This is a genomic window from Saccharibacillus endophyticus, assembly GCF_013185185.1.
Taxonomy (GTDB): Bacteria; Bacillota; Bacilli; order Paenibacillales; family Paenibacillaceae; genus Saccharibacillus; species Saccharibacillus endophyticus.
Map to the genome: position 1 here is coordinate 355,793 of NZ_JAAZWE010000003.1, position 21,285 is coordinate 377,077.

General features: G+C 51.4%; 31 protein-coding genes. 26 read left to right on the forward strand and 5 right to left on the reverse strand.

All coding sequences use genetic code 11. The features are described 5' to 3' along the window. The first annotated feature begins 173 nt into the window (after positions 1-173). From HRQ63_RS12880 to HRQ63_RS12955, 16 genes are all read left to right on the forward strand, one after another. Entirely contained in the window at positions 174-1,232 is a 1,059-nt protein-coding gene (locus HRQ63_RS12880) for an ABC transporter substrate-binding protein (RefSeq protein ID WP_172244272.1), read from the forward strand. A 1-nt stretch (position 1,233) separates the two neighbouring features. Further along, positions 1,234-2,007, forward strand: coding sequence for a ferric iron reductase (locus HRQ63_RS12885; RefSeq protein WP_172244275.1), 774 nt, complete (start codon positions 1,234-1,236; stop codon positions 2,005-2,007). 37 nt (positions 2,008-2,044) lie between these two features. Continuing rightward, positions 2,045-3,772, forward strand: a complete 1,728-nt coding sequence (locus HRQ63_RS12890) for a helix-turn-helix domain-containing protein (protein ID WP_172244278.1) — start codon at positions 2,045-2,047, stop codon at positions 3,770-3,772. Positions 3,773-3,938: 166 nt separating this feature from the next. Then, positions 3,939-4,124: a hypothetical protein gene (locus tag HRQ63_RS12895; RefSeq protein WP_172244281.1), complete on the forward strand. Its 186-nt coding sequence runs from the start codon at positions 3,939-3,941 to the stop codon at positions 4,122-4,124. 23 nt (positions 4,125-4,147) lie between these two features. After that, complete coding sequence (locus HRQ63_RS12900; protein WP_172244284.1) at positions 4,148-4,474, forward strand: hypothetical protein; 327 nt, start codon at positions 4,148-4,150, stop codon at positions 4,472-4,474. Positions 4,475-4,532: 58 nt separating this feature from the next. Beyond that, positions 4,533-5,072, forward strand: a complete 540-nt coding sequence (locus tag HRQ63_RS12905; RefSeq protein ID WP_172244287.1) for a DUF4303 domain-containing protein — start codon at positions 4,533-4,535, stop codon at positions 5,070-5,072. Between the two features lie 9 nt (positions 5,073-5,081). Continuing rightward, positions 5,082-5,435, forward strand: a complete 354-nt coding sequence (locus HRQ63_RS25915; RefSeq protein WP_229714178.1) for an SMI1/KNR4 family protein — start codon at positions 5,082-5,084, stop codon at positions 5,433-5,435. Between the two features lie 283 nt (positions 5,436-5,718). Beyond that, on the forward strand, positions 5,719-6,579 hold the full coding sequence (locus HRQ63_RS12915) for an RCC1 domain-containing protein (protein ID WP_172245068.1): 861 nt from the start codon (positions 5,719-5,721) through the stop codon (positions 6,577-6,579). 1 nt (position 6,580) lies between these two features. Then, complete coding sequence (locus HRQ63_RS12920) at positions 6,581-7,249, forward strand: SDR family oxidoreductase (RefSeq protein WP_172244289.1); 669 nt, start codon at positions 6,581-6,583, stop codon at positions 7,247-7,249. 107 nt (positions 7,250-7,356) lie between these two features. Then, positions 7,357-7,662 carry a hypothetical protein gene (locus HRQ63_RS12925; RefSeq protein WP_229714179.1) on the forward strand — a complete coding sequence of 102 codons (306 nt, stop codon included), beginning with the start codon at positions 7,357-7,359 and terminating at the stop codon, positions 7,660-7,662. 53 nt (positions 7,663-7,715) lie between these two features. Beyond that, entirely contained in the window at positions 7,716-8,345 is a 630-nt protein-coding gene (locus HRQ63_RS12930; protein WP_172244293.1) for a transglutaminase-like domain-containing protein, read from the forward strand. A gap of 212 nt (positions 8,346-8,557) precedes the next feature. Next, positions 8,558-8,926 carry a ribosomal-processing cysteine protease Prp gene (locus HRQ63_RS12935; RefSeq protein WP_172244295.1) on the forward strand — a complete coding sequence of 123 codons (369 nt, stop codon included), beginning with the start codon at positions 8,558-8,560 and terminating at the stop codon, positions 8,924-8,926. A gap of 16 nt (positions 8,927-8,942) precedes the next feature. Next, positions 8,943-9,776: an alpha/beta fold hydrolase gene (locus HRQ63_RS12940; RefSeq protein WP_172244297.1), complete on the forward strand. Its 834-nt coding sequence runs from the start codon at positions 8,943-8,945 to the stop codon at positions 9,774-9,776. Between the two features lie 39 nt (positions 9,777-9,815). Next, positions 9,816-10,454: a dihydrofolate reductase family protein gene (locus HRQ63_RS12945; RefSeq protein WP_216673928.1), complete on the forward strand. Its 639-nt coding sequence runs from the start codon at positions 9,816-9,818 to the stop codon at positions 10,452-10,454. Between the two features lie 85 nt (positions 10,455-10,539). Continuing rightward, on the forward strand, positions 10,540-10,887 hold the full coding sequence (locus HRQ63_RS12950) for a hypothetical protein (protein WP_172244299.1): 348 nt from the start codon (positions 10,540-10,542) through the stop codon (positions 10,885-10,887). 36 nt (positions 10,888-10,923) lie between these two features. Continuing rightward, a complete protein-coding gene (locus tag HRQ63_RS12955; RefSeq protein ID WP_172244301.1) occupies positions 10,924-11,094 on the forward strand; it encodes a hypothetical protein in 171 nt (56 codons plus the stop codon). A gap of 18 nt (positions 11,095-11,112) precedes the next feature. On the opposite strand, the gene HRQ63_RS12960 is transcribed toward HRQ63_RS12955, so the two are convergent. Next, complete coding sequence (locus HRQ63_RS12960; protein WP_172244303.1) at positions 11,113-11,874, reverse strand: SDR family oxidoreductase; 762 nt, start codon at positions 11,872-11,874, stop codon at positions 11,113-11,115. Beyond that, the gene (locus HRQ63_RS12965) at positions 11,871-12,281 is read right to left on the reverse strand and encodes a MerR family transcriptional regulator (RefSeq protein WP_172244305.1); all 411 of its coding nucleotides are present in this window, start codon (positions 12,279-12,281) and stop codon (positions 11,871-11,873) included. The genes HRQ63_RS12960 and HRQ63_RS12965 overlap by 4 nt, the downstream gene beginning before the upstream one ends. 157 nt (positions 12,282-12,438) lie before the next feature. On the opposite strand from HRQ63_RS12965, the gene HRQ63_RS12970 reads away from it, so the two are divergent. Together HRQ63_RS12970 and HRQ63_RS12975 are read left to right on the forward strand one after the other, a co-directional pair. After that, the gene (locus HRQ63_RS12970) at positions 12,439-12,897 is read left to right on the forward strand and encodes a DinB family protein (RefSeq protein WP_172244307.1); all 459 of its coding nucleotides are present in this window, start codon (positions 12,439-12,441) and stop codon (positions 12,895-12,897) included. Positions 12,898-13,219: 322 nt separating this feature from the next. After that, entirely contained in the window at positions 13,220-13,867 is a 648-nt protein-coding gene (locus HRQ63_RS12975; protein WP_172244309.1) for a FusB/FusC family EF-G-binding protein, read from the forward strand. A gap of 203 nt (positions 13,868-14,070) precedes the next feature. Here the strand turns inward: HRQ63_RS12975 and HRQ63_RS12980 are convergent, their stop codons facing one another. Beyond that, a complete protein-coding gene (locus tag HRQ63_RS12980) occupies positions 14,071-15,114 on the reverse strand; it encodes a YheC/YheD family protein (protein WP_172244311.1) in 1,044 nt (347 codons plus the stop codon). A gap of 129 nt (positions 15,115-15,243) precedes the next feature. Here HRQ63_RS12980 and HRQ63_RS12985 point away from each other — a divergent pair, with 129 nt between their 5' ends. From HRQ63_RS12985 to HRQ63_RS13005, 5 genes are all read left to right on the forward strand, one after another. After that, positions 15,244-15,450, forward strand: a complete 207-nt coding sequence (locus tag HRQ63_RS12985; protein WP_172244313.1) for a hypothetical protein — start codon at positions 15,244-15,246, stop codon at positions 15,448-15,450. A 5-nt stretch (positions 15,451-15,455) separates the two neighbouring features. Then, positions 15,456-15,644, forward strand: a complete 189-nt coding sequence (locus HRQ63_RS12990) for a hypothetical protein (RefSeq protein WP_172244315.1) — start codon at positions 15,456-15,458, stop codon at positions 15,642-15,644. A 369-nt stretch (positions 15,645-16,013) separates the two neighbouring features. Next, a complete protein-coding gene (locus tag HRQ63_RS12995) occupies positions 16,014-16,484 on the forward strand; it encodes a cupin domain-containing protein (RefSeq protein ID WP_172244317.1) in 471 nt (156 codons plus the stop codon). Beyond that, a complete protein-coding gene (locus tag HRQ63_RS13000) occupies positions 16,481-16,840 on the forward strand; it encodes a hypothetical protein (protein WP_172244319.1) in 360 nt (119 codons plus the stop codon). Before HRQ63_RS12995 ends, HRQ63_RS13000 begins: the two co-directional genes overlap by 4 nt. Positions 16,841-16,869: 29 nt before the next feature. Beyond that, positions 16,870-17,415: an AAA family ATPase gene (locus HRQ63_RS13005; RefSeq protein WP_172244321.1), complete on the forward strand. Its 546-nt coding sequence runs from the start codon at positions 16,870-16,872 to the stop codon at positions 17,413-17,415. Positions 17,416-17,423: 8 nt separating this feature from the next. On the opposite strand, the gene HRQ63_RS13010 is transcribed toward HRQ63_RS13005, so the two are convergent. Beyond that, positions 17,424-17,900 (reverse strand): GNAT family N-acetyltransferase, encoded by a 477-nt coding sequence (locus HRQ63_RS13010; protein WP_172244323.1) that lies wholly within the window; start codon positions 17,898-17,900, stop codon positions 17,424-17,426. Between the two features lie 95 nt (positions 17,901-17,995). On the opposite strand from HRQ63_RS13010, the gene HRQ63_RS13015 reads away from it, so the two are divergent. Then, positions 17,996-18,658 carry a cysteine peptidase family C39 domain-containing protein gene (locus HRQ63_RS13015; protein ID WP_172244325.1) on the forward strand — a complete coding sequence of 221 codons (663 nt, stop codon included), beginning with the start codon at positions 17,996-17,998 and terminating at the stop codon, positions 18,656-18,658. Between the two features lie 6 nt (positions 18,659-18,664). On the opposite strand, the gene HRQ63_RS13020 is transcribed toward HRQ63_RS13015, so the two are convergent. Then, positions 18,665-19,576 carry a LysR family transcriptional regulator gene (locus tag HRQ63_RS13020; protein WP_172244327.1) on the reverse strand — a complete coding sequence of 304 codons (912 nt, stop codon included), beginning with the start codon at positions 19,574-19,576 and terminating at the stop codon, positions 18,665-18,667. Positions 19,577-19,708: 132 nt separating this feature from the next. Between HRQ63_RS13020 and HRQ63_RS13025 the strand changes: the two genes are divergently transcribed. Then, a complete protein-coding gene (locus HRQ63_RS13025; protein ID WP_172244329.1) occupies positions 19,709-20,575 on the forward strand; it encodes an alpha/beta fold hydrolase in 867 nt (288 codons plus the stop codon). 20 nt (positions 20,576-20,595) lie between these two features. Next, entirely contained in the window at positions 20,596-21,261 is a 666-nt protein-coding gene (locus tag HRQ63_RS13030) for a DUF3885 domain-containing protein (protein ID WP_229714194.1), read from the forward strand. Positions 21,262-21,285 lie beyond the last annotated feature (24 nt).

A 21,285-nucleotide genomic window follows, 5' to 3' on the forward strand; every position in this document is an offset into this window, starting at 1 on the left:
AAGCGCAGCGTACCGACGATTTTTGAATCGTTCGTACACTGCGATTTTTTTGTTTGTCGCATTAGTCCGACCCGTATGTCGCAAAAGTACATGGCGCCGCCAAGCCCAAATCCTTTATACTCCCCTATATATCCGATAATGAAAATCATTATCATACATAAGGGGGATTCACCATGAATCAAGCACCAAAAAGGCAAGCGGCTGGAAGCACAAGCTGCGCTGCTCACAAATCACGATTTCTGATGGGCTGCATGTTGGCCTTTGTTCTGATCCTGACGGCTTGCGGCGGCGGAGCAGGCGCGAATAATAGCAACCAGGCTGCGGCAACGCCGGCACCGACCGAGACGCCTGCGCCTACAACCACGGCACCGACCACGGAATCCGGCGGGTCTTACCCGGTCACGATCACCCATATGAAGGGCGAACTGACGCTTGAATCCAAGCCGAAAACCATCGCTGTGCTCGACGTGAAGTTTTTGGATCAGATGCTGGCGGTCGGCGAGAAACCGGCAGGCAGCGTCATCGCGGGCGGCAACACTGATTACCCGGAATATTTGGGCGATCAACCGAGCGGCGTACAGGTACTCGGCACGCGCGACGAACCCAACTTGGAAGCGATCACGGCGTTGAACCCTGACCTGATCATCATGACCGATTTTCAAGAAAAACAGTACGAGAGCGTGAGCAAAATCGCGCCTACGCTCGTGCTTGATTTCTACGAAGACTGGCGCGACACGCTGTCTACGATCGCGCAGATTACGGATAAGCAGGACGAAGCGGAAAAGGTGCGCACGGCTTATGAAGAAAAAGCAGCCGGACTCAAAGCGCAGCTGACCGAGAAATTGGGCGATGAGACGGTAGCCGTCATTCGTCCGAGAAAAGAAGGCATTCGCGTGCACGGCATCGAGCACCGCATCGGTCAAATTTTGTATCAGGATCTGGGTTTGAACATGCCGGAATTCGCGAAACAAATCGGCGAAGACGGCTCGATCGAAGTCTCCATGGAAAAAGTACCCGAGATCGACGCGGATCGTTACTTCGTGCTGTCGGATGAACTGTTCGCCGCGGAAGCGGAAGCCATGGCTAACAATGCGGTATGGAAATCTCTCGACGCGGTAAAAGAAGGCCGCACTTACGACGTGAACTCCACGCTCTGGATTGCTTATTACGGCCCGCTTGCGATCAATCTGATCATCGACCAAGCTTCGGAAGCACTGCTCGGAGCGAATTAATATGGACCGTTACCTCTCAAGCGAGTTGTGGAAACAAACAGCGGAGAAGCATTCGATCTTGCTGGGCGAGCCGCCTGAACAGAGTGTCCGCACCATTGCGTTAAGCGTACTGTACGAAGAAGAGGCATGCGCAGTCTACGTCGAATGGTTCCGGGAATACATCGATGCGCCGGACAAACGTGTCGCGGCTTCCATGCTCGCCAAGCGGATCGGCTACTTGTGGACCGCTCCGCTGGTGAAGGCCATGACTTTTCATCAGCAGCGGGTTTCGTTCGATCTGCGCAGCAGCTTTTTGTATCATCCCGTGCTTGCAGACCCGTCGATGACCCGGTTTCCTTTTCTGGCGGTTCATGCTCTTCAATCGGAATCACTCCTGAACAATCGAAGTTCGAAAAGGGAAAAAGCAGTCGAAGAGATGTTCGCGTCTCAACTCTCTCCGCTGCTGCAGATGCTTTCAACCGTGTCTTCGCTGCCTATGAGCATTTTATGGGAAAATATCATGGTGCGAATCGGGCCGTTATATGCACCGGATGCAGACAACGTCGAGCAGCCAAATCCGCATGTCCAAGCCGACTTTTCCTATCTGACCCAAGAAGCGCCCGGCACGGCATTTGATCAGAGAAAGAACCCGTTTACCCGATTCACCACCTGCGAGAACGATATACGGGTAGCCAAAAGCGAACGGATCACCTGCTGCTTTTACTACCGAATGTCCGACGAGTATTGCAGAAAATGCCCGAAAATTGACACTGAGAATAAATCTCAACTAAAATGACAACAGTAATCATCTTACCTTGTCAGGAGTTGAGAACATGCCGCCGCAACAACAAAGCAGCCTATGGAGCGATACGACGATCAAGATGTTGGACGGGTATAGCGGTACGTTACAGACAGGCCATGCGCTGACTTTTGACGAAACGAAATCGACCTCGAATATGCTGCTGCTGGCGGTAGGCGGGGAAGGGGAGCTTACAATGAACGGCGAAGTTTGCCGCATTGGAGCTTCTTTTGCTTGCCATGTGGTAAAAGGCGCTTCCTTTACGCTGACGTCCGGATCGGATGATCTTTATTATATCGTGATTACCTATAAAGCTTCTTCCTTGGAAGGCGTGTCTCATGACCTGCCCTCGTACCGCAAACACCCGCTGCAAATCTCCTTCATCCAAAGCACGATGCTGCAAACCGAATGGGTGCAGACCGCGGAAAAGATCATCTCTAAATGGCGCCGCGGCGAAGGGTTGGAATGTTTCCACGCCAATGCGCTGCTGCAAGGGATGATCTACGAGCTGATTATGGAATACGAATGCGGTCAAGGCGGGGCGGAGTTCGATCTGGTCGAAGTGGTCGCATCTTATATCGCCTCGCATTATCGTCAGGACTTGGAGCTGAAAGACCTGGCAGCCCTCGCCGGATGCAGCGTCAGGCAGCTGCAGCGGCGCTTTAAGCAGGAAAAGCAGGTGGGGCCGATGGAGTACGTGATTCAGCTGCGGATGGAAAATGCTTCTCGGATGCTGCACCATACGGAGGCTTCGATCGGGGAAATCGCGGAGCGCATCGGGTACAGCGATACGTATTATTTCAGCCGGGCTTTTAAAAAGGTTTACGGCGTTCCTCCGCTGCATTACCGGCTTGCCAAAGTGTCCAAAACGGACGCGGACTATGCAGCGGCTTTGCTTGGAAATCGAACGGCCTCTTCCTACGATTCTCCGCAAGGCCCGGTGATCTGCCATATGCGGGGCGAGTATACCGTTACGCAATCGCCGCAGCGCATCGCCGTGCTCGATATCCAATACGCGGATCATCTGCTGGCACTGGGATCGCCCCCGGTCGGAAGCGTGGGTTCGGGGAGCCGATCCGTCCAATTTCCGCAGTATATCCGGGCAGGACTTCAAGATACGGAGCTGCTGGGAACCTATGAATACCCGGATCTGACTGCCGTGGAAAAAGGATCGCCGGACCTCATCATCTGCACCGAAGTTCATGATCCTTATGTCGAACGGTTAAGCCGGATCGCTCCCGTGTTAATGTTCAAGCGCAACGAGAATTGGCAGACCATTCTGCGATTGTTCGGCGAACTGACAGGCAAACGGGCAGAGGCCCAGCGCATCCTTGCGGATTATGAGCGTCGAACGGCTTTGCTGTCCGAGGAATTGGCGCCTGTACTTGCCGGGAAAAGCGTGGCATTGATCCGTCCGCTCGATTCTCTGGTTCGGGTGCATTCGGCCGCTCATCGCACGGGTGCGGTGTTGTATCGGGATCTGGGCCTGACCGCGCCTTTATTCGTGGCAGACGCTTCGGATACGGCATACCACATTTCGGTGGATCGACTTCCCGCCGTGCAGGCCAGCCATTACTTTTTGCTGAGCAACGAAATGCTTCAAGACGGCAGAACGGTGACTGAGCAGCGCGTCCGAGGCATGTTGGATAAGACTGAGTCGCAACAGATTCATCCGGTCGATGCCGCCACATGGATCGGTTGTTACGGGCCGACGGGGATTAACGGCATCGTGGATCAGATCGAACAGGCTCTATTGGTTTGAGTGAAAGGCATCGGGCATACGCTCGGTGCCTTATTTGGTGTTTTTATAGGATTTCCTAAATTTCCAAATGATGATAAGGTGATAAAAGCAAGGCATAACGCGTTCTATAGGGTATAAGCTTCGCACCCGTATCGCGGAGTCGAATAGCCGAGAGGAGCTGATGAAGTTGAAAAAGATGCTGTCGAATTTGATCTCATCGTTTTTGATGGGCCTGTTTATTTATTATGCACTGACGCAAACCATAACTTGGGGTGCGGTATTGGCTTGTCTGGCTGCTGTAGGATTCGTCGCGCTCGGATACCTTGCTGCGTACGCTTTTAAAAGAAACCGGAAAAACGCCGTAAAATCATAAAGTCGTGAAAGTTGAGAAAATAGATGTTTGAATCCTACGATTTTAAACCAGGCATAGTCACATATGATCCGTTTAAGCTAAGCCCTTTCGACTCCACCGATCAAGATTGGATTAACGAAGATTTGGTTCAAGTGAGCTATCCGCAAGGTTATGTACTGGATGTTGGATGGTATAAAGGCATAAGTAGATTCGTGATCTGGATCATAAAAGATAACAACTGGGAGCAGCCGGTACATAAAAAGAACTATCGAACGATACAAGAACTATACGAGGGCATGGAAAAAGCGATCGCGACGATGAACAAATTGCTGAACGAATCTTTTATTGATGAATCCAAAAAATCGAAATGAACAAGAGGTAGCTTTCCATGAAAGTACATATTCAAACGAACAAAGAAGGAGCCTGCCGATGACTGATTTTCTGACTCGATTCGAAACGCATTTCAAAGCCAACTTCCTACAGGACCTCACCGATACGCTCGCTCAAGCTCAAGGCGAAAAAGTCTACGTCTGCGCGTTCGGAACCGACAGCGACTTCGGTACCTTATTCCTCGCGGTCAACACGGAAGAATCGTTGGCTCGCCATATCGCGGACATGAAGCAAAAAGACTTATGCGGCACGGAAGCGGACGAAATCTACTATCGCTGGGGCTGCTCGGAGTATCAATATGGAGGGAATACGCACCTAAACGGAATTAGTAACATCCTGCAGGAGATCGACAATGCTTATGATTACAAAGACCGGATCATCGAGATCATCGTTCAAGTCGTACGCGATACGGACGAGGCAGTGTTCCGGCAATACGGACAATCCAAAACCGACATCGTCTTTTTCGTGTCCATGACGGATGACGACGAGGCGGAGCAGTTGGAGAACGAAACGGTCGTGCAGATGACGGAAGCCGAGCTTGCCGCAAGTTTCTTGAAGCGGTATGAACAAGAAGAGTAGGCGTACATCATGACTCTTTCACTTGCCGAATTCAAAGGGCGTATCGACGCGATTTCCGAGGCTATCCGATCTCTGGGCGGCGAAGTTCAAGAACTCGTTATCCGCCCGCCCGCTACCGAACAAGAAATCGAACGTGTCGAACATCAATTAGGCCTATCTCTGCCGAGCAGCTTCAAACAGGCTCTGCTGCACATTGCCGGAGAGTTCAGCTTCTGTTGGTTTATGCCCGACGATTATAAATTCCCCGAACCGTACCATAATATTTTTAGCGGGCAAATCCATTGGAATCTTCTGCAGCTGCCGCAGATCGACGAGGGGAAAAAGGGAATGCATCGAGCGTGTTTTCCCCAATCCCGAGGATGAGTACGACAAAGTGTGGCATGACAAGCTGGCCTTTATGGAAGTAGGAAACGGCGATTATGCAGCATTCGACGTAAAAAGCAGCGACGATCCTCCTGTCGTGTACTTGAGTCATGCCGACGGTCAAGGACACGGGTACATACTGGCGCATCATTTCATGGAATTGTTGGAAAAAGGTTCGCGGATTGCTTTTGTCGGAGGGGAAGATTGGCAGTGGCTGGCGTTCACGGAATCGAAAGATAGCGGGATCGACGTACAGGGCACGGCTGCTGCGGAATGGCGCGAGCTGATCGGATTGAATCCGATTCCTGTTCCTGTTCAACAGCCGCTCGCTGCCGCCCGTCGACACAGTCTTGCTCTTCGTCCCGACGGAACCGTCTTCGCCGCGGGCGACAACCGTCAGGGCGAGTGCGGAGTCGACGGCTGGCGGAACATCGTTGCCGTGGCTGCTGCCAACGTGCATAAAGCTAACAATACGGGAAGCTCGCACAGCGTCGGCTTGCGATCGGACGGAACGGCGGCAGCCGCAGGCTGGAACCGGCAAGGTCAATGCGAAGTCGGCGAATGGCGGGACATCGTCGCGATCGCTGCCGGTTGGCGTCGCACGATCGGCTTGACCGCGCAAGGCACTGTCGTTGCAGCCGGGCGAAACGACGAAGGACAATGCGAAGTCAGCGACTGGCACGATATTGTAGCGATTGCTGCAGGCGATTGGCATACGCTGGGTCTGCAATCGGACGGAACGGTGAGAAGGTCGGGCAATCGTCAATACGGTCTGGACGAATCCGATCGCTGGCGCGATATTGTAGTTATCGCCGCCGGATATTTGCATAGCGTAGGGGTGAAGGCAAACGGAACGGCAGTCGCGGCGGGTTCTGACCGGCAGGGTCAATGTCAGGTGGGGTCATGGCAGTATTTATCGATCGTCTCGGCAGGCAGCTATCACACCGTAGGCTTGAGAAAAGACGGAACGGTTATCGCCGCAGGTTCCAACGAATACGGACAGTGCGACGTCGGCGATTGGCGTGACATCGTAGCCGTCGCCGCAGGCTGCACGCACACGCTGGGCCTGCAATCCGACGGCATGCTGCTCGCTGCAGGCAGCAACGAATCGGGTCAATGCGAGGTATGCGAAAGGACGGAATAAAATGAGCGACAAGCAGAATTCGAACGTCTTTATCATCGGGATTACGGGGAAAATCGGCAGCTTATTGGCACAAATCCTTCTGGAAAAAGGCGATACGGTGCGCGGACTCGTGCGGCGCGCAGATCAGCAGACCGAACTTGCGGCGCGCGGAATCCAGACGGAGATCGGCGATATTGCAAGTCTGCCTGCCGATCAATTGGCGACTTCATTCGGTAGTGTCGACGTCATCATATTCAGTGCAGGTTCCAACGGCGGCAGTCGGGAAGTGACCAAGGCGATTGATGACGACGGCGTGGCAAGAACGATCGAAGCGGCGGGGAAGGCAGGCATCCAACGTTTGATCTTGGTGTCCGTGCTTCCGGAATCCTGGCGCGAACGCAATCTGAGCGAGGATGAGGAATATTATTTTGCCGCGAAAAAGAAAGCCGATATTCGGCTGAGCCGCAGCGATTTGGATTGGATCATTCTTCGACCGTCCCTATTGGTTGACGATCCCGGCGTCGGCACCGTTTCGATGGGACCGGCTGAATTCCACGGACAAATCGCTCGGGAGGACGTGGCCGCGACCTTAGCCGAACTGCTGCATGAACCTCGGATCGGGCGGCAGATTTTGGAGTTGAACGAAGGTTCGACATCGATTCGCGAGGCCGTTGCGGCCAATATTCGATAAAAAGAAAATTAGTGCAGTCTTGCATGTCTGCAGAAAGGTCATGATTTATGCTATTTATTCATAAAAAATTGCTTCTACGGTTAGCCGCTCCTTATCAGGAGTCTTCTATGCAAATCTGTTACGCCAAAGCACAAAGCCTGTCCGCCACGACGAATCAGGCCATCTTATTAATGAATGAAGAGAAGATCGTTATTCTTTTTCTGAACTTTCTCGTCACTAAGGTTGTACATAAGGTTGAATTTGCGACTTCCGATCTGTTGGATTCCAAACTTAGCTTCGAACAAGGGCTATCCGTCTCGTGGTCATTTAATGTTCAAGGCCAGCGCTGGCGGTTCCAGATCATGAAGCAGATTCTGCCGCTCGGTACGATGCAGGGCGATTTCCTTGAATTTTTGCGAGGCGCGCTGAGGTAGATCCATTAAGCTTTGATCCATAACCATCCCCGCGAAAAGGAGTTTTGCAAACTATGCACGCAATCAAGCTGCAATCGACGCTTTCAACGGATGCCTATCTTCAGCCTTCCGATTATGCGGATTTTCATGATCGCGGCATTCAGCAACGCATTCGAACCTTCGATCAAACTACGGAACTTGAACGGATTCAAGCCGCTTACGAGTTTGTACGCGATGAAATTTCCCATTCCATGGACATTCGCAGCCTTGAAGTCACACGCCGGGCTTCCGAGGTGCTGCGGCAAGGTCACGGCATTTGTTACGCCAAATCGCATCTGCTAGCCGCGTTGTTAAGAGGAATGGGCATTCCGGCAGGGATGTGTTATCAACGTCTGACGTGGGACGATACGGTTGAAGGCGGTTATGCTATTCATGCGCTGAATACCGTTTATTTGCGTGAAAAAGATCAGTGGATCAGACTCGACGCGCGCGGGAATAAAGAAGGCGTAGACGCCCGGTTTTCCATAGAAACCGAACAGCTGGCGTATCACGCGCGGGCGGAACTTGGCGAAGTCGATTACGAGACCAACTTCCATGAGCCGCCCCCCGCGATTATTGAAGCTTTGGAGAACCATTCGGACTGTATGCGGATGTGCGCTGCGGGCTTGCCGACGGAGTTGAAGGAACACGTACAGGCCGAATAAGAACGGAATTTTAAGATAAGAGCATTTAACGTATGGAAGCAGCCTTGAGGAGTTTGAGATCGGGGCTGTTTTTTTATATCGACTTGAGGGAGGTAACTTGTTGCGATCGTCGACCGCTGCAGCAATGGGGCAGACATTCGTCGACGTCTTGTTCGGGTTTGCTCGATCAGGGTATTGGATATTAATGGAGTCAAACAAAAAGGAGCAGAGTTATGAATTCGTGGGACGAAGACAACCCTAACCCGTTCGTCATCCGGTTTTATTACAATCGCAAGATGACGTTGTGCGGTTTTATCGCTCAAGGCATTATTCATTCCGCCCCGTACGGTCAAGATATTGTCGCTGCCGGAGTATCCACGTTGGTCATCAATACGGTGCATAGTCTGCAAGAACTGACCAAGGACAAGGCGGAAGCCGCCATGACGCAGAATTATACAAGATGCCTTCTGCTGGATCTGCAGCAAAGAAACCGGGGAAGCCGCGAAGCGGCAGTCTTGCTGCAGTCATTCGAAATGGGCATATACAGCATTCGAAACAGCTATGGGGAAGAACATATCACGATCGAACAAATTCAGCGCTGACAAGGAGGCAATATCGATGAGCGAGAAAATGATCCAGTCGAAAAACGCCGAAATTTTCACGGAAACCTTCGGTGATCCGAGTCATCCGGCCTTGCTGCTGATCATGGGTGCGCAGTCTTCGATGATTTGGTGGGAAGAGAAGTTTTGCCTTCAACTAGCCGATCAAGGACTGTTTATTATTCGTTACGATAACCGCGACGTAGGCCGTTCGACGACGTATGAACCGGGGCAACCGGGGTACGGGCTGGAAGAGATGGCAGGCGACGCAATCGGCGTGTTGGATGCTTACGGCATCGAGCGGTCGCATATTATGGGCATGTCGCTCGGCGGGATGCTGGCACAGATGATCGCTTTGCGTGATCCGGAGCGTGTTCAGAGTCTGATCCTGCTCGCAGCCTCCAACTTTGCCGAGCACCTTCCGCCGATGGAAGAGAAGGTCGCGACCTTTTTTGCCGATATGGGAGCCGTGGATCTGACGGATCGGGAGTCTTTTATTCGTTTTACGATAGATCGTTCGAGAGTGTTGGTGGGGTCGAAACATGCTTTTGACGAGGAAAAAGCGGATACGCTGGCGAAGTTGGATTTCGACCGGGCGAACCGTCCAAGCAGCATGACCAATCATGCGCTGTTGGCCGGCGGAGAATCGGACATGGCGCGAACGAGCGAAATCGCGGTGCCGGTATTGGTCATCCACGGCGAAGAAGATCCGATTATTCCTTATGCGCATGGCGAGCATCTGGCGAACGTTCTTCCGCATGCGGAGCTGCTGAAGCTTGCCGGAAGCGGGCATGAGCTGCATGAGGAGGATTGGGCTACTGTGATTGAAGCGATCGCTGCACATGTGAAGTAGACGAGCGGTGAGATCAGGCGGAAAAGGACGAGTGAGGACATGGGCTGCTTGACGTTTGTACTTTCGTTTATCGTATCGATGGTTGTCTATGCCATTCCCGAAAGGATCGTGCAGGCCATGACAAAAGTGATCTTCGGCATGACGATGTCGCTCGACGGATTCATTAGCGATGCGGACGGCAATATCTCTATGCTGTATCCGAATCATCAGGAGTTTGGCAAGTCCGAGATTATGCAGGAAGCCGTTCGGGACACCGGGGCCGTCATAATGGGGCGTCGGACCTTCGAGCTGGCGGGCGACCCGGATCATTATGCGGCGGATTACGAGTTTCAAGTACCGATCTTTATCGTAACGCATACCGCTCCGGACAAAAGGCCGAAAGAAAACGAGCGCCTTAGCTTTACCTTCGTGGACGAGATCGGAAAAGCCGTTCAATCGGCGAAGCAAGCTGCAGGAGATAGGGACGTTACTGTAGTCGGCGGAGTGAGCATAGGGCAGCAGTTATTAAAGGCCGGACTGGTGGACGAGCTGCAAATCGGGATCATGCCGCTGCTGCTTGGGGACGGACAAAAGTTGTTTGACGGGCTCGGGGAGCTGCCGGTTACGCTTGAGAAAACGAGAGTGATCGAAACGGGGGCGCGCACGGATATCTTTTTTGCAGTCAACAGAAAAAAGTAGAGAGATCGGGGAGTCGGCATGTTAGATTCGTTATTTGATTTTTATAGAAAAATTTTAGTTTTATACAGAAAAAAGGTGAGTAGATTTGCTGATTCATAATCAGTCTGGTAGAAGGTATCCAGTACATTTTGAAAAACTGAAATTAATAGAGATTCGACAAGAGATGAATAGTTGGGAAGAAAATTTTGACTGGACTTCATATTTTAAAGCAGACGATCATTCAAACATTCAGGTTTACAAGATGACAATCCAAAATCAGACTCGAATCGAGGGCGCTATCGCTTTAGAAATCCGAGAAGATCATATTTATATTCACCTGATCGAAAGTGCACCGCATAATCGTAAGGGGAAGATTTTCGACTTAGTAGGTGAACATCTTATTGCATTTGCTTGTTGGCAACGGAATACTGGTTATAGACGAAAATGCTGCTGATAAATTAATTATGATATACTTAAACGAGAGGTGATTATGATGATCCAAAAGAATCCTCGTGAAAATTTGGATACTGTAGCACGTAAAGTGAGTAATGGGCATTATGTAGAGCCACGCAACCCGGACGATTTAAGTGTTCAGAAGAAATTAATCAGCAATGCTATCGAAAAAATAAAATTAGAACGTACATTAAAGGCCCGCTCTTAAAGCGAGCCTTTTACGTTTCTATTCCTCCAACCGCTCCTTCATTGTTTCATACATCTTCGCCGTATACACATCCACTTCATCCCGCGACATCCGCAGTCTTGCCACCGACGTTCCGTATCCGATCTCTTCCAGTCCTTTTTCCAACCCTTCGAAGATCCCGTCCGCGAACGCATCCAGCGGCTCGCCGTGCGTATGCTGTCCGGCTCCGCCCAGGTCCGTATTGACCGCCGGAGGCGCAATCTCAATGACTTCAATCGAAGTATCCGAGAGCTGATGGCGCAGGCTCATGGTGAAGGAATGCAGCGCAGCCTTTGTCGCCGAATAGATTGGAGCTACCACCAGCGGCGTAAAGGCCAGGCCGGAAGTAACGTTAACAATCGCAGAAGCTTCTTTTTGCGCGAAAAACGGAGCAAACATCAGCGAAAGATGCACCGGCGCGTCCAGATTGGTGTGAATCTCCCGGCTGACATCGCTCCAATTGATAGTATCGGCCTTGAGCAGGTTCAAAGGCTGTTGAATGCCTGCGTTGTTCACCAGCACGTTGAGATCCGGGTAATTCGTCGTCGCCCAGCTGAACAGATCGATCCGGCCGGACTCCGTGGAAATATCACCGACATAGGTGATCAGGCCGGGAACTTTATCTTGTGCCTCTGTCAAGATTTCTTTTCGCCGTCCGCAGACGATGACCGTATTGCCCGATGCCGCAAAACGTTCCGCAAAAGCCAACCCGATCCCCGAACCGCCGCCCGTGATCAGAATCGTATTTCCTGTCAGTTTCATAAGTGAACCTCTTTTCTATGAATGGAATCGTCGTTGCTTTTCCAACCGTCCACGCGCTCTTCATAACGTTCGATCTTGATCGTAATGCCGTCCAGCGCCTCATGCATGTCCTCGATCTCATGCAGCACCGCTTGCCGGTGTTTGAGCATCATATCGAGTCGAAGCTCTGTCGTTTGCTCGCCTTCGACGACCCAAGCGACATATTGGCGGATCGAGGATAGCGGCATATGGGTGCGTTTGAGGTTCAGGATTACCTTGAGCAGCGTCATATGAAATCCCGAAAACAATCGCCTGCCCGCTTCGTCGCGCTGCAAATGCGGAAGCAGTCCTTTTTTCTCGTAATATCTCAGCGTCGATTCCGGAACGGCGAAATGCTCCGCCGCTTCGCTGATCGATTTGTTTTCCATGATGAAGGCCTCCGAAGTTAAACTGTTTATGTCGACAAGGACATAATAATTGTTAAACCGTAGTTCAAGTCAAGCAACTTTTTTGAAGGAAATCGATGCCGCAAAGCGAAAATGAACGAATGAAGCAAAATTTTTGTTCGAAAAGAGGCGAAGTAACATGCAGACGACTGAAAAGTTGTTCCGGCATTCAGGTTGGGCGAACCGTGAGATTTTAAAAGCTTTGCGCGGCACGGAAATAAGCGGAAAGGCATTGAAGCTGTTCGCGCATGTCCTGCTTGCCGAACGGGTATGGCTGACGAGACTGCGAGGCGTCGATAGTTCGGGTCTACCGATTTGGACGGAACTGGATCTTGCTCAGTGCGCCGAACTTGTCGAGCAGAATGAAGAACGTTTCCGCGCTTTTCTTGCCGATCCGATCTTGTCCGACCCCGACCGCGTTGTCGCTTACGCTAACAGCCAAGGGACACCGTTCGAAAACTCGGTCGGAGATATTTTGGCGCATGTGACGCTGCACGGTCAGTACCATAGAGGACAGATTAATTTGCTGCTGCGGGAAAACGGCTTCGAGCCCGTGAGTCTGGATTATATTTTGTTTGCGAGGAGCAATCAAAACTGACGCTGCTTCGGCCTGCCGGTCTGTCTGCGCCGCATTGCCCGAAAGCTTCAGTCCTGCTATACTTCCGATATATCATTCGTACTGGGGGTTATACCGTGGCAAATTGGACCGCACCGGCTTGCTCGTTTGCTAGAAAGGCCTTACGCAGAGCCTGAGATAGGGGCGGACTTTGTGTAGGGCGACGAGATCAATCGTAATCGTCCCCGAATGCGGGCTTGGAAGGTTCCGAAGAACCGCAAGTCTTTTTTCAAGCAGCATGAATCTTTAACTCCGCAGGCTTTGCACCTTATCTTTTTCCAAATCATATAAGGGGCTGAGAGCTATGCAAAATCAAACACCGTTCATTCACAACCATCAACTGAACGTGATCAAAAAACAAGCCAATTTCCTGTTGAAAACACTCCGCAGCGTAGCGGACCGCAAAGTGCTGGCTACGGTTCGAGACACCGCCGTCGGCAAAGCGATGGACGCGTTCGAGGAACTGACTGCCGAGCAGAAAAAATTGCTGGAGCGGCTGGCAGACCAAGAAGAAGCCCAACATGTCCAGGACTACCTGGATTCGTTGGAGCCGTATCTGGTGCCTTTTCCCGAAGTGACTGCCAAGCAAGCGCAGAAGCTGTTCCCGAAAGTGAAAAAGCTTAAACTCCCCGATCTTGAACGGCTGGATTACGCGCACACGACGTATCTAAGATGGGTCGATCATGCGACGAACCGCTTGTTTATCGTGTACGAGAATCAGGATCAGTTTGTCGGAATCGAAGGACGGATCACGCCGACGAATAAAAAAGGGTTCTGCATGTTCTGCAACCGCCATCAGGAGCTGGGTTTTTTCAACGTGAAACTCAAAGGCAGCTCGCCGGAAAATCTTTCTTCGATCGGCCAATATATTTGCATGGATGACGAAGCCTGCAATCATAGCATCACGGACACAGCGCCGCTGGAGAAGTTTTTGTCTTCGGCGGGGAAATGAAGGGAATGAAAACGAGGCCGCTCTTCGGAGCGGCCTTAATAGTTGTCGAGAAAGTTACGCAGGTGCGGGAAGCGAGAAGACTGCGAGAAAAATTGCCAGCATAGGCTTCCGAAGTGCATTTCTTCGAAATGCTTCACAATTCGCTGTCTCACTGGGAAAACTCGGATGAAATTTTACCGGCTACGTTGGAGTTTCTCGACAGGTTAAAGGCTGCTCTTCGGAGCGGCCTTTTTCAATAGGTACAGCGTATACGCCATCGCCGGGAGCGCCATTTGGAGCTGGTGGTACAGCGTGCCGGGCAAGCCGATTCCGGCTTCGAACAGCCAGATCCGGTTGCGTTCGTCGGTACCGAGATCGAGCGCGATTTCGTGAAAGCCGCCGCCGGTCGCTTCTTCCAAATAATTTGCCATTTTCAAACTATAGTCGTCGATCATCTGCTGCATGGGGCCGTTTTCTTCTTCGTTGTACTGGTTTTGCAAAAAAGCGCCCCATGTACTTGTCCCCCGATACGTATGCTTGGAGTTGGTGATCGAAATATGCGGATTCAGCGATAAACTGATAGAACGGAAAGCTATAACCCAACGGTTTTTTCCGTTTTTCGATAAGTGAACGCGAAGATGGAAAGGGTGGCCTTGAGGCGTGACGCTATGAATCAACTTTTGGGCAAAATAACGTTTGCTTTTAAGCATCTCGCTCAAACGCGAAAGGTCGTCTTTTGTAAAATAATGCAGATATTGTTGGTCGAACAGCTCGATCCCGTCGTTTTTCAACTCTGCCGTCAGGATCTTTTGTCCCGCAAAGCCTCCGTTTGTTTTGAAAATAACCTTTTGATGTTTCTGCATAAAAGTGAATAGATCTTCCGCTTCGCGTACGGTCATATACGGAATCAGGCTTTGTTTGAGCTGTTTGTCTTTTTGAATGATTCGGTATACTTTGCTTTTGGTCATGGAGCGGCCTTTGATCGTGTGTCCCATAGGAATATGACCGATTTTGCGATAGGCTTCCTCGAAGCGGGGAACTTCTCGCCTGCGGGTGTAATCGTAAATCGCGTCCGGATAAGGAAACTCGTCGCTGATCCATTCGTCGTTTTCGAGCTTTGTCCCGGTAATGGAATGGTCGCCGATGTCCGAAATGCGAAAATAATAAAAATCCGCGCCGTAATAAGCTGCAGCTACCGCGCACGCACGAAAGAAGTCGACATCCATACTCCAATCCAGCATCATGCCGATCAGCGGTTTTTGATTCATGGAGTTCTGCCCTCCTTCATTCTCGATGGTATAATTGACTTATGGCCATTTTACCCTGTTTAAAGACTTCTTAAAAACAAGATTTGCAACGCGGAAGTTCAATATGCTGTCGAAAAGGAGAGATGACCGATGAATGATCAACACCTTGCCGAACTATTGAACCGATACGATCTGGACCGACCGGAGACCGCTTTTTTGCGACATAACGAAAACCGTGCATACCGGGTAACGGCTGCGTCGGGCACGAACTATCTGCTCCGTATCCATGATCCGTTCGTCGAAGGAATGAAAGGCGTGCAGCATACCCGGGCCGGAATTGCGACGTCTCGCTCCTGAGCTGGATGGGCGGTCGCGATCTGGTCAAAGAAGACATGGACAACGACGAAACGGTGCGCAAACTCGGGAAGCAGCTCGCGGAATTGCATGCTCTTTTCCGGGAATACGAACCTGTCGGCATGGATGCGCGAACGCATGCCGAAGCTGTGCGAAGAGCATTGCGTGCCGTTTTTGAACGGGGAGAGGTTGCTTGAGCGGATCGGGTTTTGAGCAGGGGGAACGGGCAACTTTGCTGTGGTAAAATGAAATTAAATCTTTTCGAAAATGAATTCAAAGAGGAACGAACATGAAGTAGCCCCTATTCGTGCTTTGTCCGATTCAGAAGCTAATAAGGAATTTTTTCGAACAGAGCCCGGTAAATTCGTCTATCACACAACCCGCCCCGAGTTTGTTATTCAAATTCGCAGAGATCCTTGGATGAGAGTGAGACGTCGGGATTTTACCGAAAGAACATAATGGGCTTCTTGGGTTGGATATCTTAAAAGAAAGCGGCTTTATTATCGATTTAAGCAAATTGGAATTACGCTTGCCTTAGTGCGGTGCAAAGAAGGAGGTACGTAAAAATGAAATCCGTGTCTTCCGAACAAGCGGAATTATTGGGAATCAAAGCCGTGCATCACGAAATGGATAACGGAGAAAAGCGTTTCCGACTGGTCGGTTCTGACGGCAGTTCCTATATTCGTACGGAAAGCGCGGCGGACGGGGCTTGGCAGAATAGCCATTTTCATGAGCGGATGCAGGAAATTTATATTGTGGAAAAAGGCTGGATCGCTTATGCAGAGTTAACAGATGAGCAGGAGCTTATGCTGCGGCTGCTTACAAAGGGAGAGAGCTTACACGTTCCCCCCAAGCGTCCTCACAATATCTACATGCCGCCGGATTCGGTTACACATGTAGTGAAATTCGGTGGCGATCCGCAGATCGATCCAGATTGGTTTGCCGCAACAGCGTTGGACCGGCTTACTCTAAACTTAAGTGAAAGGGAATTGCGGGAACGCCTGGAGGCAAAGCGGGAAGAAGGAGCGCGTCAATGAATAGATCCATCGAATACGGACTGACAAGTACAGCAACCGACGAGAAGGCTTTAACGGCTAAAATGAAATCTTTTTTCGAACCGTTGAATCGGGTCATGGTCAAGACGAAAAGCAAAGGGCTGCTGGAAGCGCGTTTGCCCTATGTCGAGCTGTATCCCAACGTGGACGAAGAGGGCAAACGGAAATTCGACAATCCGGAGATCGGCTGGGTGCTGTTTGCGAATATGAAGGATGTGCATCCGCCGTATCAGGTTCCTCTAGAGGAGCAGCAGCGCTATGTAAAAGAACTGCTTGAAGCCGGAGGATTTCCGTATATCACGCTGCGCGAATATGCGGATGACGAAGAACGACTGTGACTGTAAGCGACGAAAAGGAGGACAACGGCATGACGACGCAGCAGCCTTGCATCATCCTCGTAACGGGCATCATGGCAAGCGGAAAATCGACGGTCGGACAGCTGCTGGCCGAACGTTTCGAAAAATCGGTGCATGTGCGAGGGGATTTGTTTCGACGATTGATCGTGAACGACCGCAAGGACATGAGCCCGGATGCGGAGACGGATGAGCTCGATCAGCTTCGACTGCGATACCGGTTGGCGGTTCAGGCGGCGGAAACCTATCTGGCCGAAGGATTCAATGTCGTCATTCAGGATGTTGTCGTAGGACCGATTCTGCATGAGTTCGTCTCGTATGTAAAGGCAAGCCCGTTTCACGTTGTGGTACTGTGTCCCGAGGCCGAGACCGTTGCAAGACGGGAAGCCGCTCGGGCAAAGACCGGATACGGAGCGTGGACGGTCGAAGCGCTGGACAATTTGCTGCGTAACGAGACGCCGCGCGTCGGCCTATGGCTTGATTCTTCGCACCAAACCCCCGAAGAGACGGTCGAGGAAATTTGGCGAAGATTCCGTGAAGAAGCCGTTGTCCTTCCTTAACCGTTCGTCTATAGCTTCAGTACCGTCACCGGTTCATTGTCGCACACCTCGCCGTTATCGCGGAAACCGAAACTTTCGTACAGCTTTTTCGCGGCAATGTTGTCGGCTTCGTATTGAATCCAGCAGTACGCGGCGGGCCCGGCAGGGTAAGTGCGAATGAACTCCAAAATCTTAATCATGGCTTCCCGTCCGTAGCCTTTTCCTTGGTATTTCCGATCGATCATCAGGCGTAAAATGCAGTAGCTGTCATGCGCGATCGACGGAATTTCGTAGCCGGTAATGCCGTACGTGATCATCACGAAGCCGACAGGTTGTTCGTCCGCATAGATAGCCAGAGGAAAAGGCGTGCCGCCGTTCGTCAACAGGACATAACAGGAAGCGACGCTGGACAGATTGGACGCGACGAAACGATTTTGATCCTCGGCAACCTCCAGATTGAAGATGAGACGGCGATTTTCCAACGTAATTTTGCGAAGAGAAATCATTATGATTAGCTCCTTTCAATATAGGATGGGTAACGCTTACATACGTGCAACTTGTCTATTGTAACGATCGGCTGCATAAAGGAGGTTACAAGAATATGAACAATCAACCCGAACCGCGAGCAAGCGAGGAAAGAGACATTCATCTAAAACAGAAACGGGTGGACGCTTGGGACGTGGCTTTGGCGGCGACCGGGGTGGCGACAGCCGTACTGCTTCCCTATTATCACGCGCTGCCCAAAAAAGATGCGATTCACGCGACGAATACACCGGAAAGCTATCTGATCGACACGCCGAACCGGACCGATCTTCAGCCGAAAACGGAATGTGCCGCTTTTTCCAGTGCTTACGTGCTGCGTCATCTGGGCGTCGAGGCAGACGGGCAAGAGTTATACAAAGGCTTTCCGCGCAAGCTGCTGGACGGTACGGTCGATCCGCGGGGCATATTGGTCCTTTTCCGGCGTATGGGCTACAAAGCTTCGTTCTATCGGGGCAATATCGAAACGCTCAAAAAACGGGTCAGCCTCGGCGTTCCTGTGATCGCGTTCATCAAAGTTTTTCCGGATAAAAGGTATGCGCATTTCGCGCCCGTCGTCGGGTATGACCGCGAGCATCTGTACTTGGCCGAGTCGTTGAAGCATAAGACCAACTCCAGGGAGAGCGGCTATAACCGAAAGCTGCCGATCTCCGAGCTGGAAAAGCTGTGGCGGACGAATCCTTTTTACAAACAATCGTATATCGTGGTCGAAGGGAAGGCGTAAAGGCGTTCAATCCGGCGAAGAGACGATCGGAGACCGATAGAAATCCATGAGCGCGGTTCGAAATCCTTGGGCGGTCGGACCGTGCTCCCGGTTGCGGTGAGCGATCAGGCCGTGCGTGAATTTCATTTCGGGAGCAAACGACAAGACTTGAAGTTTGCCCGTCTGAATCTCGTTGCGGATCGCGATCTCCGGAACCAGTGCAAAGCCTTTGCCGCAGCTTACATATTGTTTGATCATCTCCAGGCTGGGCAGCTCCAACGCGTCTTTTACCGTAATCCCGGCTTGTTTCAGCACATCCGCGGCCGACGTATGGTAGAGGCACGAGGTGCCGTTGCTGATAAACAGTTGATCGCCGAGCGCCTGCGCTCCCGCCTCCTGCACCTGCCGGGTGACGGGTTCCGATGCGGCAAACACAATCGTCTCCTCCAGGATCGGTTCGAACAGCAGTTCATGCCGATTCGGATTTTGCGGCACGATGCCGAAATCCAGTTCGTGATTCAACACGCCGCTCAAGATATCTGGATACGCCCCGTGTTCGACCCGCACGTTCACGTTCGGCATGCGGCTTGCATAGTCTTGAATAAAAGGAAGCATTCGCGTCAGGAAAAAAGATTCCTGCGCCCTGATCCGTATCGTGCCGGACGGCTCGGTCAATTCGTGCATCTGCTCGTCCAAGGAGCGAATCAAATGGACGTATCGATACGCGTACTGCGCGAATACTTTTCCCGCCTCGGTCAGTTCCATGCCTCTCGGATAACGATGCACCAATTTTTGCCCGACGATCTTCTCCAACTGCTGAATATGCGTCGTGATCGTCGATTGCACGTAACCTAGACGCTCGGCGGCCCGGCTGAAGCTTTTTTCCTCCGCCAAAGCGATAAAAGCCAGAAAAAGTCGTCCTTCCAACGCATCGATCATGACTGCCTCAACCTTTCGTATTTCATTTTGGAATAATAGGGATTCGAACTATTCGTTAGTCAAATAGATGATTGTATTATACGATTTCCTTAGTTATTTGCGCGACTAAAAAATAGCAAAGGGAGATGTAATATGACGAAGATTCATTATCGGCAGCAAAAAGTGGGAGAGGTTGATGTTTTTTATCGCGAAGCCGGTCCGAAAGACGGTCCGATTCTTTTATTGCTGCACGGCTTTCCGTCGTCGAGTCATATGTTTCGTGACCTGATTCCGAAGATGGCCGAACGTTATCGCGTCATCGCGCCGGATCTGGCCGGGTTCGGACAAACGAAAACGCCGCCGCGCGGACAGTTCGAGTTCACGTTCGACAATTTGTTCAAAGTCGTTGAAGGGTTTGCCGAGGCGCTGGCTTTGAATAAGTATGTCCTGTACGTATTCGATTATGGCGCGCCTGTCGGATACCGTCTGGCCGTTGCTCATCCCGAACGTGTACAGGCGATCGTAAGTCAGAACGGAAACGCGTATATGGAGGGTTTCAGCGAAGCTTGGGGACCTTGGGAGAACTATTGGCATTCGCCGACGCCGGAGAATCGGGAAGCATGCCGGGATTCCCTGGCGCCGGAGACGATTCGCGACTTTCAGTATTTGCACGGAGCGGATGCCGATCTTGTATCGCCGGACGGATATTCGCTGGATATCGCCTATATGTCACGTCCGGAAGCCCAAGAGATTCAATTGGACCTGATTTTGGATTATCGGACCAACGTGAAGCTTTATCCTGAATTCCAAGCGTATTTCCGGCAGCATCAACCTCCGCTCCTGGCGGTGTGGGGCAAAAACGATCCGGCTTTCCTTCCTGCCGGAGCCGAGGCGTACAAGCGGGATCTTCCGGCTGCGGAAGTTCATCTGCTGGATGCCGGACATTTTGCGCTCGAGACGCATACGGATGAAATCGCGGCGTTTATGCTAAGGTTTTTGGAGCATGCGGAAAAGGATTGACCGAGGAGGTAAGGTAGGTGATGTTGAACGGTTTTATGGATAAGCAATTTCCGGGCTTGCTTTTGCGCAAGCCCCTTTTCTACTCCTGGGACATCGGAATCCGCTTCGAGCTTGGCGATCCTGAATTGGACATGTCGCAAAAAGAACGTTACTTGCGCGAAGCCGGCGACCGGGCGATACATCTGTATAACCTGCTACATCGGGAAGACGACGAACTGTTGGTAGTGACGAACGCGCATTTCCTTGATCGGCCTCGCCGCCATGAGCGAAAGTTGAATGTGTACCGTCGCCGGGTTAAGGATCATCGCGTGTTGAGAAAGCTCAGTCAGATCACGATTCCGTACATTTATGCCGAAGCAGAAAAGGATGAAAATATCGAGACGCATCGGTTTGTATTGGAATGCCGGGGACGGGATCTACGATCCGAGCATCTGATTCGATCATTATGCAATACGGATATGGGAGTAAAGCCGTCGATTGAGCATGAGGTATATGTTATCAACCAAACGACCGGGACGATCTTTCATGTCTACGACGATCGGGGCTGCGATGTGATCGCGACTTCGGCGGATGCGCTGCGCGAGGTGTATGAGGCTTGCAACGATTGGATTCTGGACTACGACCGTCAGCGAATCGAAAAGTCTTTCGAAAATACAACGACCCATGATTCACGGGACGGCTTTTGAGCGTAATTTTGATCATAAGCTACC

What these genes read in the sequence shown, in the direction of transcription:
- HRQ63_RS12880 (WP_172244272.1), top strand. Translation starts at nt 174, where the DNA reads ATGAATCAAGCACCAAAAAGGCAAGCGGCTGGAAGCACAAGCTGCGCT.
- HRQ63_RS12885 (WP_172244275.1), top strand. Translation starts at nt 1,234, where the DNA reads ATGGACCGTTACCTCTCAAGCGAGTTGTGGAAACAAACAGCGGAGAAG.
- HRQ63_RS12890 (WP_172244278.1), top strand. Translation starts at nt 2,045, where the DNA reads ATGCCGCCGCAACAACAAAGCAGCCTATGGAGCGATACGACGATCAAG.
- HRQ63_RS12900 (WP_172244284.1), top strand. Translation starts at nt 4,148, where the DNA reads ATGTTTGAATCCTACGATTTTAAACCAGGCATAGTCACATATGATCCG.
- HRQ63_RS12905 (WP_172244287.1), top strand. Translation starts at nt 4,533, where the DNA reads ATGACTGATTTTCTGACTCGATTCGAAACGCATTTCAAAGCCAACTTC.
- HRQ63_RS25915 (WP_229714178.1), top strand. Translation starts at nt 5,082, where the DNA reads ATGACTCTTTCACTTGCCGAATTCAAAGGGCGTATCGACGCGATTTCC.
- HRQ63_RS12920 (WP_172244289.1), top strand. Translation starts at nt 6,581, where the DNA reads ATGAGCGACAAGCAGAATTCGAACGTCTTTATCATCGGGATTACGGGG.
- HRQ63_RS12925 (WP_229714179.1), top strand. Translation starts at nt 7,357, where the DNA reads ATGCAAATCTGTTACGCCAAAGCACAAAGCCTGTCCGCCACGACGAAT.
- HRQ63_RS12930 (WP_172244293.1), top strand. Translation starts at nt 7,716, where the DNA reads ATGCACGCAATCAAGCTGCAATCGACGCTTTCAACGGATGCCTATCTT.
- HRQ63_RS12935 (WP_172244295.1), top strand. Translation starts at nt 8,558, where the DNA reads ATGAATTCGTGGGACGAAGACAACCCTAACCCGTTCGTCATCCGGTTT.
- HRQ63_RS12940 (WP_172244297.1), top strand. Translation starts at nt 8,943, where the DNA reads ATGAGCGAGAAAATGATCCAGTCGAAAAACGCCGAAATTTTCACGGAA.
- HRQ63_RS12945 (WP_216673928.1), top strand. Translation starts at nt 9,816, where the DNA reads ATGGGCTGCTTGACGTTTGTACTTTCGTTTATCGTATCGATGGTTGTC.
- HRQ63_RS12955 (WP_172244301.1), top strand. Translation starts at nt 10,924, where the DNA reads ATGATGATCCAAAAGAATCCTCGTGAAAATTTGGATACTGTAGCACGT.
- HRQ63_RS12960 (WP_172244303.1), bottom strand. Translation starts at nt 11,874, where the DNA reads ATGAAACTGACAGGAAATACGATTCTGATCACGGGCGGCGGTTCGGGG.
- HRQ63_RS12965 (WP_172244305.1), bottom strand. Translation starts at nt 12,281, where the DNA reads ATGGAAAACAAATCGATCAGCGAAGCGGCGGAGCATTTCGCCGTTCCG.
- HRQ63_RS12970 (WP_172244307.1), top strand. Translation starts at nt 12,439, where the DNA reads ATGCAGACGACTGAAAAGTTGTTCCGGCATTCAGGTTGGGCGAACCGT.
- HRQ63_RS12975 (WP_172244309.1), top strand. Translation starts at nt 13,220, where the DNA reads ATGCAAAATCAAACACCGTTCATTCACAACCATCAACTGAACGTGATC.
- HRQ63_RS12980 (WP_172244311.1), bottom strand. Translation starts at nt 15,114, where the DNA reads ATGAATCAAAAACCGCTGATCGGCATGATGCTGGATTGGAGTATGGAT.
- HRQ63_RS12985 (WP_172244313.1), top strand. Translation starts at nt 15,244, where the DNA reads ATGAATGATCAACACCTTGCCGAACTATTGAACCGATACGATCTGGAC.
- HRQ63_RS12990 (WP_172244315.1), top strand. Translation starts at nt 15,456, where the DNA reads ATGGGCGGTCGCGATCTGGTCAAAGAAGACATGGACAACGACGAAACG.
- HRQ63_RS12995 (WP_172244317.1), top strand. Translation starts at nt 16,014, where the DNA reads ATGAAATCCGTGTCTTCCGAACAAGCGGAATTATTGGGAATCAAAGCC.
- HRQ63_RS13000 (WP_172244319.1), top strand. Translation starts at nt 16,481, where the DNA reads ATGAATAGATCCATCGAATACGGACTGACAAGTACAGCAACCGACGAG.
- HRQ63_RS13005 (WP_172244321.1), top strand. Translation starts at nt 16,870, where the DNA reads ATGACGACGCAGCAGCCTTGCATCATCCTCGTAACGGGCATCATGGCA.
- HRQ63_RS13010 (WP_172244323.1), bottom strand. Translation starts at nt 17,900, where the DNA reads ATGATTTCTCTTCGCAAAATTACGTTGGAAAATCGCCGTCTCATCTTC.
- HRQ63_RS13015 (WP_172244325.1), top strand. Translation starts at nt 17,996, where the DNA reads ATGAACAATCAACCCGAACCGCGAGCAAGCGAGGAAAGAGACATTCAT.
- HRQ63_RS13020 (WP_172244327.1), bottom strand. Translation starts at nt 19,576, where the DNA reads ATGATCGATGCGTTGGAAGGACGACTTTTTCTGGCTTTTATCGCTTTG.
- HRQ63_RS13025 (WP_172244329.1), top strand. Translation starts at nt 19,709, where the DNA reads ATGACGAAGATTCATTATCGGCAGCAAAAAGTGGGAGAGGTTGATGTT.
- HRQ63_RS13030 (WP_229714194.1), top strand. Translation starts at nt 20,596, where the DNA reads ATGTTGAACGGTTTTATGGATAAGCAATTTCCGGGCTTGCTTTTGCGC.